Origin of the sequence: Agrobacterium sp. RAC06 (assembly GCF_001713475.1) — a bacterium.
Lineage (GTDB): Bacteria > Pseudomonadota > Alphaproteobacteria > Rhizobiales > Rhizobiaceae > Allorhizobium.
Map to the genome: position 1 here is coordinate 382,085 of NZ_CP016499.1, position 14,597 is coordinate 396,681.

13 protein-coding genes are annotated in these 14,597 nt (G+C 63.1%); 7 read left to right on the top strand and 6 right to left on the bottom strand.

From position 1 onward, the window contains the following. Positions 1–61: 61 nt before the first annotated feature. On the bottom strand, positions 62–5,914 hold the full coding sequence (locus tag BSY240_RS01800) for a hypothetical protein (RefSeq protein ID WP_069041220.1): 5,853 nt from the start codon (positions 5,912–5,914) through the stop codon (positions 62–64). A 473-nt stretch (positions 5,915–6,387) separates the two neighbouring features. Between BSY240_RS01800 and BSY240_RS01805 the strand changes: the two genes are divergently transcribed. Both BSY240_RS01805 and BSY240_RS01810 read left to right on the top strand, forming a co-directional pair. After that, positions 6,388–6,762: a transcriptional regulator gene (locus tag BSY240_RS01805; RefSeq protein ID WP_069041221.1), complete on the top strand. Its 375-nt coding sequence runs from the start codon at positions 6,388–6,390 to the stop codon at positions 6,760–6,762. 94 nt (positions 6,763–6,856) lie between these two features. Then, complete coding sequence (locus BSY240_RS01810; protein WP_054151010.1) at positions 6,857–7,177, top strand: 2Fe-2S iron-sulfur cluster-binding protein; 321 nt, start codon at positions 6,857–6,859, stop codon at positions 7,175–7,177. 292 nt (positions 7,178–7,469) lie between these two features. On the opposite strand, the gene BSY240_RS01815 is transcribed toward BSY240_RS01810, so the two are convergent. After that, complete coding sequence (locus BSY240_RS01815) at positions 7,470–8,096, bottom strand: DUF922 domain-containing Zn-dependent protease (protein ID WP_054151009.1); 627 nt, start codon at positions 8,094–8,096, stop codon at positions 7,470–7,472. A 103-nt stretch (positions 8,097–8,199) separates the two neighbouring features. On the opposite strand from BSY240_RS01815, the gene folP reads away from it, so the two are divergent. The 3 genes from folP to folK are packed head-to-tail and all read left to right on the top strand — an operon-like array spanning position 8,200 to position 9,948. Next, positions 8,200–9,075 (top strand): dihydropteroate synthase, encoded by an 876-nt coding sequence (gene folP, locus BSY240_RS01820; RefSeq protein ID WP_069041222.1) that lies wholly within the window; start codon positions 8,200–8,202, stop codon positions 9,073–9,075. Continuing rightward, complete coding sequence (gene folB / locus BSY240_RS01825; RefSeq protein ID WP_054151007.1) at positions 9,072–9,443, top strand: dihydroneopterin aldolase; 372 nt, start codon at positions 9,072–9,074, stop codon at positions 9,441–9,443. Before folP ends, folB begins: the two co-directional genes overlap by 4 nt. Before the next feature lie 58 nt (positions 9,444–9,501). Next, positions 9,502–9,948, top strand: a complete 447-nt coding sequence (gene folK, locus BSY240_RS01830; protein ID WP_236759349.1) for a 2-amino-4-hydroxy-6-hydroxymethyldihydropteridine diphosphokinase — start codon at positions 9,502–9,504, stop codon at positions 9,946–9,948. Between the two features lie 27 nt (positions 9,949–9,975). On the opposite strand, the gene BSY240_RS01835 is transcribed toward folK, so the two are convergent. The 4 genes from BSY240_RS01835 to BSY240_RS01850 all read right to left on the bottom strand — a co-directional run bounded on the left by BSY240_RS01835 (position 9,976) and on the right by BSY240_RS01850 (position 13,854). Further along, entirely contained in the window at positions 9,976–10,518 is a 543-nt protein-coding gene (locus tag BSY240_RS01835) for a hypothetical protein (protein WP_054151005.1), read from the bottom strand. A 141-nt stretch (positions 10,519–10,659) separates the two neighbouring features. Further along, positions 10,660–11,760: a YcjF family protein gene (locus BSY240_RS01840; RefSeq protein ID WP_069041224.1), complete on the bottom strand. Its 1,101-nt coding sequence runs from the start codon at positions 11,758–11,760 to the stop codon at positions 10,660–10,662. Then, on the bottom strand, positions 11,757–13,229 hold the full coding sequence (locus BSY240_RS01845) for a YcjX family protein (RefSeq protein ID WP_069041225.1): 1,473 nt from the start codon (positions 13,227–13,229) through the stop codon (positions 11,757–11,759). Before BSY240_RS01845 ends, BSY240_RS01840 begins: the two co-directional genes overlap by 4 nt. A gap of 130 nt (positions 13,230–13,359) precedes the next feature. Beyond that, complete coding sequence (locus BSY240_RS01850) at positions 13,360–13,854, bottom strand: SixA phosphatase family protein (protein ID WP_069041226.1); 495 nt, start codon at positions 13,852–13,854, stop codon at positions 13,360–13,362. A gap of 34 nt (positions 13,855–13,888) precedes the next feature. Here BSY240_RS01850 and BSY240_RS23885 point away from each other — a divergent pair, with 34 nt between their 5' ends. Both BSY240_RS23885 and dksA read left to right on the top strand, forming a co-directional pair. Beyond that, entirely contained in the window at positions 13,889–14,107 is a 219-nt protein-coding gene (locus tag BSY240_RS23885) for a hypothetical protein (RefSeq protein ID WP_150127371.1), read from the top strand. Between the two features lie 22 nt (positions 14,108–14,129). Continuing rightward, complete coding sequence (gene dksA, locus BSY240_RS01855) at positions 14,130–14,549, top strand: RNA polymerase-binding protein DksA (protein WP_006726101.1); 420 nt, start codon at positions 14,130–14,132, stop codon at positions 14,547–14,549. Positions 14,550–14,597: the final 48 nt, after the last annotated feature.

A 14,597-nucleotide genomic window follows, 5' to 3' on the forward strand; every position in this document is an offset into this window, starting at 1 on the left:
TTTGATCCGGGGTTTTCCGTCTGTGAAGAGCCGGATGACCGGCTCCATTATTGGTTAGCTATCAGCTGAAACGGCCTGCCGCATGGGCAAGCATTGTGTAGACCTTGCCCGTGTCCGAGGTCAGGTAGGACTGGGTGATCGACTTGTCGCGGTCGGTGCGGGCAACGTCCGAAAGCAGTTTCTCGAAATCGGCGATGTAGCGATCCACCGCAACGCGGAATTCCGGCTCGCGGTCATACTTGCGCTTGATCTCGTCAAAGGTCTGCTGGCCCTTGAGCGTGTAGAGGCGACGGGTGAAGATGTCGCGCTCGCCGCGCTGGTAGCGGCGCCATAGGTCGACCGAGGCGTCGTGGTCGATGGCGCGGGCGATATCGACCGAGAGCGAGTTCAGCGATTCGACCATGTGACGCGGATTGCGGGTGTCACCCTGGCGGGCCGGCTGGCCTTCGGCCACCGGGCGCTGCGGTGCAGGGGCCGGGGCCGGGCGGGTCGGAGCCGTTTCCTGCGGCTCCTCGCGCGAGGCGCCTCGCAGCAGATCGCTGATCCAGCCACCGCCTTCGGCGCGCGTCGTGGCCGTGCTCTGCTGGCCGTAGGCTTCGGTTGCGCCGAGGCTGCCGCGAAGCCCGAGGGTTTCGGTCTGGCGCGCCGGCGGCTGTGGCTGCGGTGCGGCGGGTGCGGCGGCCGGCTGGCGGCGTACCGGTTCAGGCTGGGCTTCGGCCAGGCGGCGTGCAACCGGCTCGGAGATTTCCAGCGTCTGGCTGGTTCGGCCGACGAGCTGCGAGATGTCCTGCAGGGCTTTGATCTGCTCGGAGACGGCGCGGCGCATCTGGGCGGCGCTTTCCTTGGCTTCCTCGGGCAGGTCGAAGGCACCACGCTTCAGCTCGTTGCGGGTCAGGTCGAGTTCCTTGCGGATATCGACTGCCGAGCGGCGGATCTCGTCGGTGGCGCCGGTGAAGCGGGCAACAGCCTCGCTGACGGCTTCCTGCATGGCCTGACGCAGGGCAGCGGCTGCCCCTTCCGACTTGCGGCCGGCTTCGCCGAGCAGGTGGTCGATATCGTTGAGCGAGACTGCCAGTCCGCCGCGCAGGCGGTTTGCCAGTTCGCCTGAACGCTTCTCGGCCTCGGTCAGCGTCTTGTCGATGGAAACCTGTGCTTCCTGTTCGGCTGACAGGAGGGCATTGCGCATGTTGGCGGCGGTGATCTGCGCCCTTTTCTCGGTCTCGCCGAGCATCTGTCCCACGTCGGAGAACGAGGCCTGGACGCTGTCACGCATGGAGGCAGCCGTCGACTGGGCGCGCTTTTCGGTCTCGCCGAGGATTTGGCCGATATCGGAGAAGGAGGCCTGGACGCTCTGGCGCAGGTTGCCGGCCATCTGGCCGGAGCGCTGCTCGGCGCGATCGAAGGCGGTCTCGACCATCTTGCCGAGGGTCTGCATCGTCGTTTCGATCTCTTCCGAGCGCTTGACGAGGCCGATCGAGAGATCGCGGAGAGCCTGCTGGCGTTCTTCAAGCGTGCCCACGAGGTTCGACTGGGCGGCCGACAGAAGCTCGGAGGCCTTGCCCAGCACCTGGGTGTGGTCGCCGAAGCGGCTGACGATCGACGATACCTGCTGTAGCGTCTCGCCGGAGACGGCGGTGAGGCGGCCGAGCTTGTCGTCGAGCAGGCGGTTCGAGGTCGACAGCATGTCGGTTGCCTGGTTCGCCGTTTCGCTGAAACGGTTTGCCGTTGCGCCGAGGCGGCTGTCGAGCGAGCCGATGCTCTGCACCGCCTGATCGATCATCGTGGACAGGCCGACATTGCTATCGCCGAGGCGCTCGATGAGCTGCGAGGCACTGGCAACCAGGTTCTGCTCGGCGGTGCCGAGGGTTGCAACAGCGCGGTCGGTGCGCTGGCTGATCGCGTCGACGAGGGCTGCGTTTTCGGCGCGCAGGCGCTCTGCGCTCTGTTCTGCTGCGGCGGCAATCTGCTCGGCGGCTGCACGGCCGGTCTCGGCATAGGAGGCGACCACGGGGGCTGCCTTCTCGTCGATGAGGCGCGACAGTTCGGCCGAGCGCGTCGAAAGCATGGAGTTCAGCTCGCGGGTCCGGTCGTCGAGCACCGAGCGGATCGAATTGCCGCGGGCTTCCAGTGCCTTTTCCACCGCATTCATGGTGGTGGCGAATTCCTGCGTGTTGCCGGAGATCGCGTCGCGAATGGAGTTGCCGCGAGCCTCGAGTGCCTGCTCTGCCGCGTTCATGGCAGCAGCGAGTTCCTGAGTGTTGCCGGAGATCGCGTCTCGGATTGCGGCGGCGCGCTGTTCCAGCGTGGTGCTCACTTCGCCGAGAGTGCCCGAAAGGTTGGCAACCTGGGCGCTGACCAGGGCTTCTGCCTGGTTCACCTTGTTGCTGATGACATCGCCGGCCTGCGAGAAGGTTTCGGCGATCGTCGCGGCCTGTCCGGCGAGGCGGTTCTGTGTGTCGGTGATGCGCCGCGCGAGGTCCTCCGAGCGCTCCTCGACCGTGCGGTTGAGTTCGGCGCTGCGTTCGCCGATCTGCTCAGCAAACTGCGAGGTGGTGGTTGCGAGGCGATCGACCGAGCGCTGAGCCTCGGCATCGAGGTCGCGGGCAGCGTCGGTGACGGCGCTGCGCAGTGCGGTTGCAAGACCGGCTGCCTTGCCTTCGATGGTGCGATTGACGTTTTCGAGGCCGATATTGAGGGCACGGTCCATGGTCGCCAGACGCTCTTCGATGACCGGCGTGCGGGTGTCGAAGGTTTCGGCGACGCGGGTGGTGCCTTCATCGAGGACCTGGGCGACGCGCATGCTGGCTTCTGCGCCGACACGTTCGATCGTCGCGACCTTGTCGTCGAGGCGTGAAGCGAACTTTTCGCCGGCATCGTTGACGCGGGCGTCGACGCCATCGAGGCCATTGCGCAGACGGTCTTCCAGCGTGCCGAGGCTCTGCTCGATGCGGGTGCTGGTTTCGTCAAGGCGGCTGGTCATGCCGGATACGGATTGTTCGACCGTGCCCGAGAAGCCCTGCGCCGAGCGGGTGATATCATCGGCGGCTTCGCGGATCTGCTCGGTCAAGGCGCCGGCCGTGCCACGCAGGCGCTCGTCCAGCGCACGGCTTGATTCGTCGATCGCCTTGCGCAGGCTTTCCTCGTGATCCTCAAGGCTCATTTCGAGCATGCCAGCGCTTGCTGCAACGGAGGCGCCGATCGAGGTCGCATGTTCGCCGAGGCTCAAATCCAGCGCATCGCGCGCGTCGCCGATCGCCGCCGTGATCGCCTGTGTCCGGTCGTCGAGCGTGGCGCGGATCCGGTCATGCGTGTTGACGAGACGGTCGTCGATCGCGTTAACGCCCTGGTCGATCGTCTGCGCGATCCGGTCGGTGTTCTCGCCGAGCGTGGTTGCCAGCGCGCCGGTCGCGGCATCGAGGCTGGAGCGCAGATAGGCGCCGGTCTCGGCAATGCGGCCGTCGATGTCGTTGACGCCCGACTTCAGCGTTTCGGCGATCTGGCTCGCATTGTCGGCAACGGTATTCGAAATCGTGCTCGAGGCGGTCGTGAGCAGGGTATCCAGCTGCTGCTGGCTCGCACCCAGTCGGGTTTCGAGCTCGGAGATGCCGTTGGTGACGGTTTCCGCGATCTGGCCCGAGGCTTGGCCAAGGCTACGCTCGATGTCGCCGGTGGCGTCTTCCAGCGTAGAGGTGAGGTAGGAGGTATGGCTGGCAAGCGAAAGTTCCAACCGCTCCTGGTTTTCGCCATAGGCATTGCGGATAGTCTCTGCCTTTTCGCTGAAGGCTGCGTCGATGCGACGGTCGGCATCGGCGACCGTCTCGATGATCGCGGAGGCGCGCTGGGTCAGTGTCTCGTCGATCCGGCGCTGGCTGTCGTTGAGGGTCTCGGAGAGATCCTGGGTGCGGGCGGTCAGCGTCAGGTCGAGTTCGAGGCTCTTGGTGTTGAGAGCATCGATCAACTGCTCGCTCTGACCTTCGACCAGGCTCGCGATGCCGCGCGCCTTGGTGTCGAGGGTTTCGGCGAAACGATCCTGGTTGGTTTCAAGCGCGTTGACGATGTGCTCGGCTCGGGTCGAGAGCGTCTGCTCGAAGCGCGACTGGTTGTCGGTCAGCGCGTTGTAGAGCGAGCCACTGCGCTCTTCCATCACCTGGTCGATCCGCTTCTGGGCGTTTTCCAGGCTTTCGGTGAGTGCCGCCGCGCGTGCCGACATCGCTTCCGCAATTTCCTGGGCGCGGTCGGACATGGAGCTATCAAGCATTTCCTGGCTGGTGCTCAGGGTCATTGCAAGCGCAAGCGACTGATCGGTCAGCGTTCCGCCGAGACGCTCGATGCTTGAACTCAGGATGCCACTGATAGAATCCGTTCCGCCGTTCACCGTTTCGTTGATGCGGGCGAGGCTTTCCATCAGCTTGGAATCGAGCGAGCCCGAGCGCTGGTCGAAGGCGCTGGCGAACTCGGCGACCCGCTGGTCGAAGGTTGCGTTGATCTGGCCGATTGTGGTCTGGAAGCGATCCTCGAACAGGCCCGAACGCAGGTCGAGATCGACGATGGCATCGTCGGCGCTGGCCTGAAGGCTCTGGCGGAAGCTGCGGCCACGCTCGTCGAGCGAGCTGTTGAGGCGTCCCAGCACGTCGTCGAGCGATGAGGTGATCGCGCTTTCGCTGCCCTTCAGGGTCTCGGCGATGTCACGGGTACGCTCGACAAGCGTTTCGTTCAGCTGGCGGGCACGCTCGTTGAGGGCCGCGTTCAGCTTCTCCGTGTTGGCGTCAAGCGTTGAAGCTCGGGTCGCGAATTCACCGAGAAGTTCGCGACCGCGTTCGCTGAGCGTTGACGTCAGCGACTTGAGCTGGGTGTCGAACTCGCTGGACAGAGACATGCCGGACGCGGCCAGTGTCTGGACCATGTTTTCTGTCTTGTGCGCGAGCAGGGAGCCGAGTGCGGTTACGGCCGCATCGGACTTTTCCATGATCGTTGCTGCGCGCATGTCGATCATCGAGGCGAAGGCCTCGCCCGACGTCTGCAGGCGGACGGAAATCTCTTCGGTCGCCAGCGACAGCTCTTCCTTGAGCTGCTCATGGGCGCCGACGATGGAGGAACGGATGCGCTCGGCGTGGTTGACGATCGCGTCGCGCTCGGCGCCGAGTTCGTGGACCAGGCCGCGGACGCGCAGTTCGTTATCGGTGTAGCTGCGTTCGAGCGCCGTTACCTCGGAATGAACGAGCGTTTCAAGCTCCGTGGCACGCGCAATGGTGCGTTCGATGCCTTCGTTCATCGCCGAGACTTCGCGGCGCACCGCCTGGCCGACGGTCATGATGCGTTCGGAGGCGATCGTTTCGGGTTCGGCCAGACGAAGCGCCACTTCCGCCATCGAGCGGGCGGCGTTGCGCAGGTCATGGGCGCGGGCCATCATGATGGCGAAGGCGAAGAACAGCATGATTGGCAGGAAGGTGCCGACGACGATGGCGACCACGCCCGGCATGGCGACAATGTCGGCAATCGATCCAGCCTGCCAGATCGCGCCACCGTAGAGCAGTTGGGTCAGGCCGAGGGCGCCGAGTACCCAGAGTGCCGAAACGACAGCAGCATTGCGCAGTGCAGAGGTCAGCGACGCGCCGTCCAGGGACTTCAGTATGGCGGAGGGTGTGCGCCGAGAGCCGTCATTGGCTGGAGCGAAGGCTGGCGCCTTGGGGGCAGGTTCGGGATTGAGTTCACCGGCGCGGGCGGAGCGCCGCTCGATCGTCTTCTTCGCGGCGGAACGCGGGATACTATCGGACACATTTGCCTCCGGGGCGCGTGCTTGAGACCGTGCCTTGGGGGGCGCGGCGGCTTCCTCACCGTCGAAATCGATGCTCAGGGCCGCCTCGAGTGCCTGGAACGCGTTCTCGTCAATCGAGTCGGTCTTCTTGTTCGCCATAGGGTTACGCCTCGTTACCGCTTACTCTCGGGAGGACGGACTGAAGCGGCGATGCCGCTCATCGCCATGCCGTATCCGGACCTCACCGTTTACCTGAAACCCCGCCTGCCGCCACGCCAGACGAAATCCCTTCTTTTCACAGTGCGGCCACTGACAGCCGGCGTTCCCGCCGGAAGTTCTAGCACCGACTGGCTTGCAGGCAAAGTTCACGCAACTTTGCCCAATCAACCGTATCGTACTGACACATTTGGTCATCCGTTACAATTAATGCGCTTTCGCGGTGCCTGGTCCCGCAGCTCTTGTTAACAGTATTTCAATCAAGGTTGCGGCTGAAAAGCCAGTCTGCGTCGGGGTTTAATTTGCATTAACCATACCTCAAGCTTTTTGCCGCCATCCCCGGCATTTTTAACGGCATGCCCATGTGGTGGCCGCAAACTGGCGGCAGCAAATAACAAGAAATCAGGATCAAGGGCATGGCAGCAGCAGTCAATATCGCATTCGAGGCTCCGGACAACCTGCATGGCCTCACCCCTGCGCAACAGCGTCCGATCGACCTCGTGCATCTGGCGACGCAGACGAAGGGCGACAAGGCCGTCGAGAGCGAGATCCTGCAGATCTTCGCGCGTCAGGCCCGCGGTTGCCTGGTGGCGCTCTCCAGTGGTCGCAGCAAGGTCGAGGTCAAGGCGGCCGCCAATCGCCTTCGCAACGCCGCGATGGCCGTTGGCGCCCTGCGGGTCGCGACGGCTGCAGATCTGATCGAAACCAGGGGGGGCGATGCGGATGCGCTTGCGTCCGTTGCGGCTGCCGTGCTCGAAGCCGAGCACTTCATCCTGAAGCTGGCCCGCTGAGCCGCACACCATCGCTTCGCCGTGAGTTGACTGACTTTCCGATTTGGGAGATGACTTCGCCGGTTTTCACAAGGCGAAGTCTGGACAGGAACTCATGGCAAACATCAGCATCATCGCATTTGACGGCACACGTTTTGACATCGCGGCAGCCGACGGCTCCACGGTCATGGAAAACGCCGTCCGCAACTCGGTCCCCGGGATCGATGCCGAATGTGGCGGTGCCTGCGCCTGTGCCACCTGTCATGTCTATGTCGATGATTCCTGGTCAGAAAAGGTCGGCCAGCCGTCGGCCATGGAAGAGGACATGCTGGATTTCGCCGTCGACGTGCGCCCAACTTCGCGACTTTCCTGTCAGATCAAGGTGACGGCGGCTCTGGAGGGGCTCGTCGTTCACGTGCCCGAGCGCCAGGGCTGAGCACTTCTGTCAGCGCTACCCGCCCAAAAAAGCCCCGCTTTCGTTTTCACGAAAGCGGGGCAAGGGGGCGCATCGCCAACCAGGCGAGGGAGGAAGCACCTGTGGCACCAGGACGCGCCGGGAGAACGGGGAAATCGCTTACGCTCATGCAACGTATTCGATGACACTTATATTTCAGATTTGTATCAAGGGCCACGCCGAGAAATAGCCGGTTATTCACAGGCCATGTCGCAAGCTTCGTGCAAGCCGAAGCCTTGCAGCAACACTTCCCCTTGGAAGTCAGGGGTGATTTCTACTGATTTTCCTGGCTTTCGCGACGGTAGCGCAGGATCCGCAGCATGCGATCCTGGAAATTCTTCGCTTCAACACGATCGAATCGCATCTGTGCTGCGTCATGGGATGCAGTCACGTCGTCGGTGACGACAGCGACCCGATCCTGCAGGATCTCGCAATTGCGTTCCGGTCGCAGCTTCATCAGCCTCTGTTCGAGCAGCTTTGCATGCTGGCGCGCGATTTCGGCATGACGCTCCTCGTGCCGCTTGATGTCGGCCGACAGTGCGTCCCACAACAGCGCCATCTCGGTGGATGCGCGTTTGCGGTTCTTCCAGCGCGGCAGGATGAGCTTTGTTTCGACAGTGACGCGCACATCATCGATTGCGCAACGGGTTCCGCGTCGTGTGTAGGTGAGGTCGCCGCCGAAGCGTATCTGGGTGGCGCCGGGGTGGCGACTTCCGCTCGCCTGGGTGAAGGGCCCTTTGCGCGACAGTTCCGCATCGAGTTCGGCTGCCGTGCGGCCGCCGATCTGAAAGTAGGTAATGGACTTCTGGACGACGACGTCCGCGCTGGCCGAAAGCGGCAGGGATATGCCGGTCAGGACTGCCATGATCACGGCGGCCCGAAGACGGCGGGAGTGCTTCATTCTTTTTTCCGCAATGTTGTATTCGCCGCGCCCTTGGGGCATAGCCAACCCGGTCTGCACTATCGCAGCTTCATGCTTTTCCGTCGAGGGGTTCGAAGGTCGGGTGGCCATAGTTGAGCATACAATTTGGCGCGTAGGGCACGGTCGCACACTCGACCTCGTCGAGCGCGGCGCACTCATGGCCATCGTCAATGTGACGCCGGATTCCTTTTCCGACGGCGGTCTGCACAATACCGTCGATGCGGCCGTGCGGCACGCGCTGGCGTGTGTCGATCAAGGTGCCGTGATCCTCGACATCGGAGGTGAATCGACGCGCCCGGGTGCGGCCGAAGTCAGCGTCGAAGAGGAGATCGCCCGGGTCATCCCGGTGATCGCAGCGCTCCGAGAGCAGACCGACGCGCTCATTTCCATCGATACCTATCGAGTGGCCACCGCAAAAGCGGCCGTCGAGGCCGGCGCGCATATCATCAACGACGTGCATGGCCTGCAGCGGGAAGCCGAGATTGCGAAGGTCGCGGCGGAACATGGCTCCGGGCTTTGCATCATGCATACCGGCCGCGGCCGCGAGAAACTCTCCGATCCGATTGCCGATCAGCGGCACTTTCTCGAGCACTCTCTTGGGATTGCCGCGCAGGCCGGTGTTGCGTTGGAAACAATCGTGCTCGATCCGGGTTTTGGTTTCGCCAAGGAAAGCCCGGAGGAGAACATGGAACTCATCGCCCGCTTCGAGGAACTGCACGACTTCGGTCTGCCGCTGTTGGCGGGGACGTCGCGCAAACGCTTTCTCGGTGCGCTGACCGGCCGGGATGCCGCCGACCGGGATGTGGCAACTGCGGCGACGACTGTTGCGCTTCGCTTGAAGGGCGCCTCCGTTTTCCGGGTGCACAATGTCGCGATCAACCGGGATGCCCTGATCATGGCCGATGCTATGCTCGCAACCGAGCGGCGGATTGCTGCGAGGAAGGATAAGACTGCATGAGCGGTGTTTTCACCATCACCCTGAAGAATTGCGCTTTCTTCGCCCATCACGGCGTTTTCCCGGAGGAGGGGGTGCTTGGACAGCGTTTCTTCGTCGATGCGGAGTTCGACGTGGACGCGATTGCTGCCGCAGAGACCGATACGCTCGATGGGACCGTGCATTACGGCATTGCCTTCGAGGTGATCCGCGACATCGTCACCGGCAGCCGCCGGCAGTTGATCGAGGCGCTGGCGCTGGCCATTGCGCGCGGACTGCTCGACCGTTTCCCTGAAATGCTGCGCTGCCGGATCACGGTGCGCAAGCCGAGCGCGCCGATCGCCGGCATCCTTGACCATGTGCAGGTGAGCGTTGAACAAGTCAGAAGTTAAGCGCTGGCAGGCCGCCACACTGGGTCTCGGTGGCAATGTCGGCGATCCCGTCACGGCGATGGCCGAAGCGCTGCGCCGGCTCGACCAGCGGTCCGATTGCCGCGTGACCTCCGTGTCGAGGCTCTATCGCACGCCTGCCTGGGGCAAGACGGATCAGGCCGATTTCTACAATGCCTGTGCAGCGGTCGAGACGCTTCTCGAGCCGCAGGAACTGCTCGCCGCCTGTCTTGAGATCGAGCGGACAATGAAACGCGTGCGCGTCGAGCGCTGGGGGCCGCGGACCATCGATATCGACATTCTGACCTTTGCTGGGCGCATGATCGATGCCGAGCATCTGAAGATCCCGCATCCGCGCATGACAGAGCGCGCTTTCGTGCTGATGCCGCTCGCCGACATCGATCCGCAGCTTCCGGTCAAGGATCGGGTGGTCGCTGACTGGCTCGCGGATGTCGATCGGACGGGTATTGCCGTTGCAAACGAAAACCGCGCCTGGTGGCGCGGTTGAACTTCTAGCCGAAGGTTAACTGGCAGATCAGTCGTTCTCGGCCATGGCGGTTGCCTGACGGTTCAGCTTGAGGCCGATGACAGGGATCATCCGGTCTTCTACTTTCACTGAAATGGTGATGTTCATTGCATCGCCCTCTTCCAGGCGCGCGACCATGGCACCGTTCAGCTTGGCGCGATTGATGCCCATGACAGCGCGGTTGCCGGTGACCTGGCCCGATACGATGTCGAGGCCCTTGCCGTCTGCGCCGTCCAGGAACTGGCCCTTGTAGCTGCCGCCGGCCTGAGAAATGACGGCCGACATCGGCTGGCTGAACATGCCGACGCGGCAGGTGCCGTCCAGCTTCAGCCCCGTTTCCTTGCCCTCGGCCGGCAGGCCGATGAGATTGCAGGTGAACTTGGTGCCCTTGTATTTGCCGGCAACGATCTCGCCCGGGCCCTTCCAGGATCCGGCGACGGATTCGAAGAAGCGCTTGTCGCGCGAAGCAGCATCAGCGACCGTGACCGGCACGAGTGCGGCAACGGCAAGGATCGCGGCGCAACGGCCGAATGTCGAGGAGCGAGAGAACATCGATTTGCCTTGGTACGAGAAACCAGAAACCCCGCGAAGACCCTAGCGGAAAAATGGTTAATGCATCCTTGCCAATACCCTCAAATCGGGTGCTCGACAATCGGCAAAACACACTGGTTTCCCGGGTGTGGCCCGTCTGCCTCACCCGGCCCTGGTTTCATCCTTGCCCGTCATCGACGGCGTCAGGTCACCGATGAAGTCGCCGATGCCGGGACGCTTGGCTGCGCGAAACGGCAAGGGCCGGCAGAGATCCATGGCGGCGATGCCGATTCTGGCCGTCATCAGGCCGTTGATTACCCCTTCACCGAGGCGGGTCGACAGGCGCGCCGCGAGGCCATGGCCCAGCACCTGCTGGGCGAGGCCGTCGCCGATGGCGATGGAGCCGGTGACCGCGAGATGGGCAAAGACGTCGCGGAGCAGCCGCAGCATGCCGAGCGAGCCGGGGCGTCCGCCATAGAGATCCGCCATGCTGCGGACGAGGCGCACCACTTCGAAGAGAACATAGGCGAGGTCGACCACCGCGCGAGGGCTGACGGCCGTGACGACCGAAACCCTTTTGGCGGCGTTCAGGATGAGAGCCCGCGCCTTGATATCGAGGGGTGACAGCAGTTCCCGTTCGGCAAGTTCGATCAGCTGCGGTGCATCGATGATGTCGTCCTCGACGGCGGCGAGCGTCTTCTGACCGCGTGCGGTCTCGGCGCGATGTGCGACGAGTGCGGTCAATTTCTTCACCACCGTGGCTGCCTGCTTGCGCTTGCCGCTCTCGGCTGCTGCTTCCGCCTCAACCTTGAGGTCTTGCACAGTATCGAGGCGCCAGAGCCCAACCAACTCGCGTCCGACGGCGACAATCAAGGCCAGAAGCCCGATGGCCAGTGCGCCTATCGCGAGGTAGCCGAGCCAGTCTGCCCGGGCGAAGAGATCCGAGATCAGGCGGTCAACCCAAAGGCCGAAGGCGAGCGACAGGAGGAGCCCGAAGGCTCCGGTCGCAAGCTTGGCGAAGGAGAAACGTTTGCGGCGCGGTGCAGCGACGGGCACTTCGGGCAGGGTCTCGGTTGCGGCGATGAAGGGGTCCTGGTCGTCAGGCACGATGACAACGTCGCCGGCAAAGCTGCGCGGCGTACGATTTTCGGCCGTGCGGGTGCGTGGTGCCTCGGGCTCGACGGTGAAGGACGCCGGCCGCCTCTGGGGGGCAGAGTGGGATGACGAAGACGGGCCGGTCGGAGGTACGGTCGGTTTCTTCATGCGAGACGGTCTCCGAGCAGGAATTGCAGCGCCCGGTCGAGGCGGATATGCGGCACGGACAAGGTGATACCCTGCTTCTCATCGAGTTCGGGCGGCCTGAAACGCACGATGCTGAGATCGGGCAGGGCGGCGGAGGCGTCGTTTTCATCGACCGAGCGGAAGTAGGCTTCCGGATCACGCGGCAGATCGCCGGGAAACACTGCCGTCTTGCGTTTGCCGTCGAAGAGTTCGTCGCCGATGCGCTCGCCGGCCATGGGGGTGCCCACGATAACAGGGAGGTCGTGGCCGTCCTGCTTCACATTCGCTTCACGGGTCGCTCGCACGGAGGCCAGCGCCATGACCTCGATGCCGGCGCCGCTCATGCCGATCGTCTTGATGGCGCGGTTGACAAGGCGTCTCGTCAAAACCTCAAGACGGTCATGGCTTTCATGGTGCAGGTGGTCCGCCTTGGTGGCGGCAACCAGCACCCGGTCGATCCGGCGGCGCACGAGGGCCGTCAACATGTTGTTCGATCCTGCGCGGAAGCAGGCGAGCACGTCGCCGAGCGCCCGTTCGAGATCCTGGACCGCTTCGGGGCCGCGGTTGATCGCCTGGAGGGCATCGACCAGCACGATCTGGCGGTCGAGCCGGGCGAAGTGCTCGCGGAAAAAGGGTTTGACCACGACGGTCTTGTAGGCCTCGAAGCGGCGCTCCATCATCGCCCGCAGCGAACCCTTCGGCGCTCGGCCTTCCGGCAAAACGGGGAGCGGGGCAAAGGTCAGGGCCGGCGAGCCGTCGAGGTCGCCCGGCATCAGGAAGCGCCCCGGCGGAAGCGTCGAAAGGGAGCGCTCATCCGACTTGCAGAGCCGCAGATAGGTGGTGAAGGTTTCGGCCAGCCGTTTTGCCACCATTTCGTCGGCCGGCCCATCGGGATCCACCGCAGCTGCGAGCGCCAGCCATTCACGCGCCAGTTCTGCGCGAACGCCGGAGCCCGCGAGGCTCACCGTGTTTTCGGAAAATGTCCTGTAGTCCTGCCCCAGCAAGGGCAGGTCGAGAAGCCATTCACCGGGATAGTCGACGATGTCGATCGACAGCTTCCCCGAAGACAGCATCCGGTTCCAGGTGCTGGCGCTCTTGTACTCGATCGTCAGGCGCAATTCCGAGATCGCACGGGTCGAGTCCGGCCACACCCGCTCCTCCACCAGTGCGCGGATGTGATCCTCGTACTGGAAACGCGGCACGGCGTCATCGGGTTGCTCCTGCAGAGCTGCACCGATCATGCGCCCGGAACGGAGCGGCTCGAACAGCGGCAAGCGACCGCCATGCAGGAGATTGTGAACCAGCGACGAGATGAAGACCGTCTTGCCTGCCCGCGACAATCCCGTCACACCGAGCCGGATTGTGGGATTGACCAGATGGGCGGCGCGGTCGGCGAGATTGTCGAATGCGATCGCGGCTTCGTCGGTCAGGCTGGTGAGGGAAGGGGGCAAGGCATCGTCCTGCAGAGACTGTGGCGGGTATGGCTTGCCGGCGGCACGCGGCCGTCAACGCCATTTCACTACATATAGGCGGGGCGTGCAGCGCAAAAAAGAGGCGACCTACGCGTCTCGGCTGATCTGGTCAGCCGACGAGAAAGTCCCGAAGCGCATAGGCTTCCTCGCTGATCGCGTCGACCACTGCGAGGCCAGAGGTCGGATAGCCCTCTGGCACGGTGCGGGCCATGACGTCGTTTCCGCACAGCCGCGCAAAGACTTCCTCAATGGCCGGGTTGTGGCCGACTAGCATCAAGGCCTCGACGCCACGGATCGAGCTGACGATTTCGAGATAGGCCTCGGCGGGTGCGTTGTAGAGCGCGTCGACATAGCGAAACTCGACGAGGCCGGAGAAGACGCGGTTGATCGCCTCTGCCGTCTGTCGGCAACGCTTGGCCGTCGAACATATCACCAGATCGGGGCGATAGCCCCTGTCGGCTGCTGTTTCCGCCAGGATTTCCGCTTCGGCGAAGCCGGCATCCGAAAGGCTGCGGTCGAAATCGCGACCGCCGGGCTCGGCCCAACCGGATTTTGCGTGACGCAGCAGATAGATGCGCTGGGGAAGCTGAATGGAGGGCGTCATCCTTGAGGTATCCACATGCGATGGAGCTTGAGAATTGACCTACCGGTTCTTAGGCCTTGCCGTCAACCATGCCGCATTGAAGCCCGCATCAGCCTATCGTGGCGGAATGCTATGTATCGGCCGTCTGGATGCAAGCAATTTATGCTTAAAAAATAGAAGTTTAGATGAAAAATGTAACAGATTTAAAAATGGCTTTGAAACAGTCAGAAGGCTTGAACCGGTTGCCTTGAAAGGATATACACCCGCCCATTGAGATGTTCTTCAGGAGAATCGCGTTGAGTGAGAAGATCAATCTTAGCAATTATGTGCTCTCGGAGGACGAAGAGTTCATGAACGCCAATCAGCGGGCCTATTTCAGGGCAAAGCTGATCGCCTGGAAAAACGACATCCTGCGCGAAGCGCGTGAGACGCTCGACCACCTGGCTGAAGAGAGCGCCAATCATCCTGATCTTGCAGACCGGGCTTCCTCAGAAACCGACAGAGCCATCGAACTGCGAGCCCGTGATCGGCAGCGCAAGCTGATTTCCAAGATCGACGCGGCACTGCAGCGGATCGATGACGGGACTTACGGCTACTGCGAAGAGACCGGTGAGCCGATCGGTCTGAAGCGTCTGGATGCCCGCCCGATTGCGACGCTGTCGATCGAGGCACAGGAACGGCACGAGCGCCGCGAAAAGGTCTATCGCGACGAGTGAGGTCATAGCCTCAGGTAAATCTTCCGAACGAGTTCAGACCCGCCATTG

Excerpts from the sequence above, each read along its gene's own strand:
- BSY240_RS01800 (WP_069041220.1), bottom strand. The coding sequence starts at position 5,914 with ATGGCGAACAAGAAGACCGACTCGATTGACGAGAACGCGTTCCAGGCA.
- BSY240_RS01805 (WP_069041221.1), top strand. The coding sequence starts at position 6,388 with ATGGCAGCAGCAGTCAATATCGCATTCGAGGCTCCGGACAACCTGCAT.
- BSY240_RS01810 (WP_054151010.1), top strand. The coding sequence starts at position 6,857 with ATGGCAAACATCAGCATCATCGCATTTGACGGCACACGTTTTGACATC.
- BSY240_RS01815 (WP_054151009.1), bottom strand. The coding sequence starts at position 8,096 with ATGAAGCACTCCCGCCGTCTTCGGGCCGCCGTGATCATGGCAGTCCTG.
- folB (WP_054151007.1), top strand. The coding sequence starts at position 9,072 with ATGAGCGGTGTTTTCACCATCACCCTGAAGAATTGCGCTTTCTTCGCC.
- folK (WP_236759349.1), top strand. The coding sequence starts at position 9,502 with ATGGCCGAAGCGCTGCGCCGGCTCGACCAGCGGTCCGATTGCCGCGTG.
- BSY240_RS01835 (WP_054151005.1), bottom strand. The coding sequence starts at position 10,518 with ATGTTCTCTCGCTCCTCGACATTCGGCCGTTGCGCCGCGATCCTTGCC.
- BSY240_RS01840 (WP_069041224.1), bottom strand. The coding sequence starts at position 11,760 with ATGAAGAAACCGACCGTACCTCCGACCGGCCCGTCTTCGTCATCCCAC.
- BSY240_RS01850 (WP_069041226.1), bottom strand. The coding sequence starts at position 13,854 with ATGACGCCCTCCATTCAGCTTCCCCAGCGCATCTATCTGCTGCGTCAC.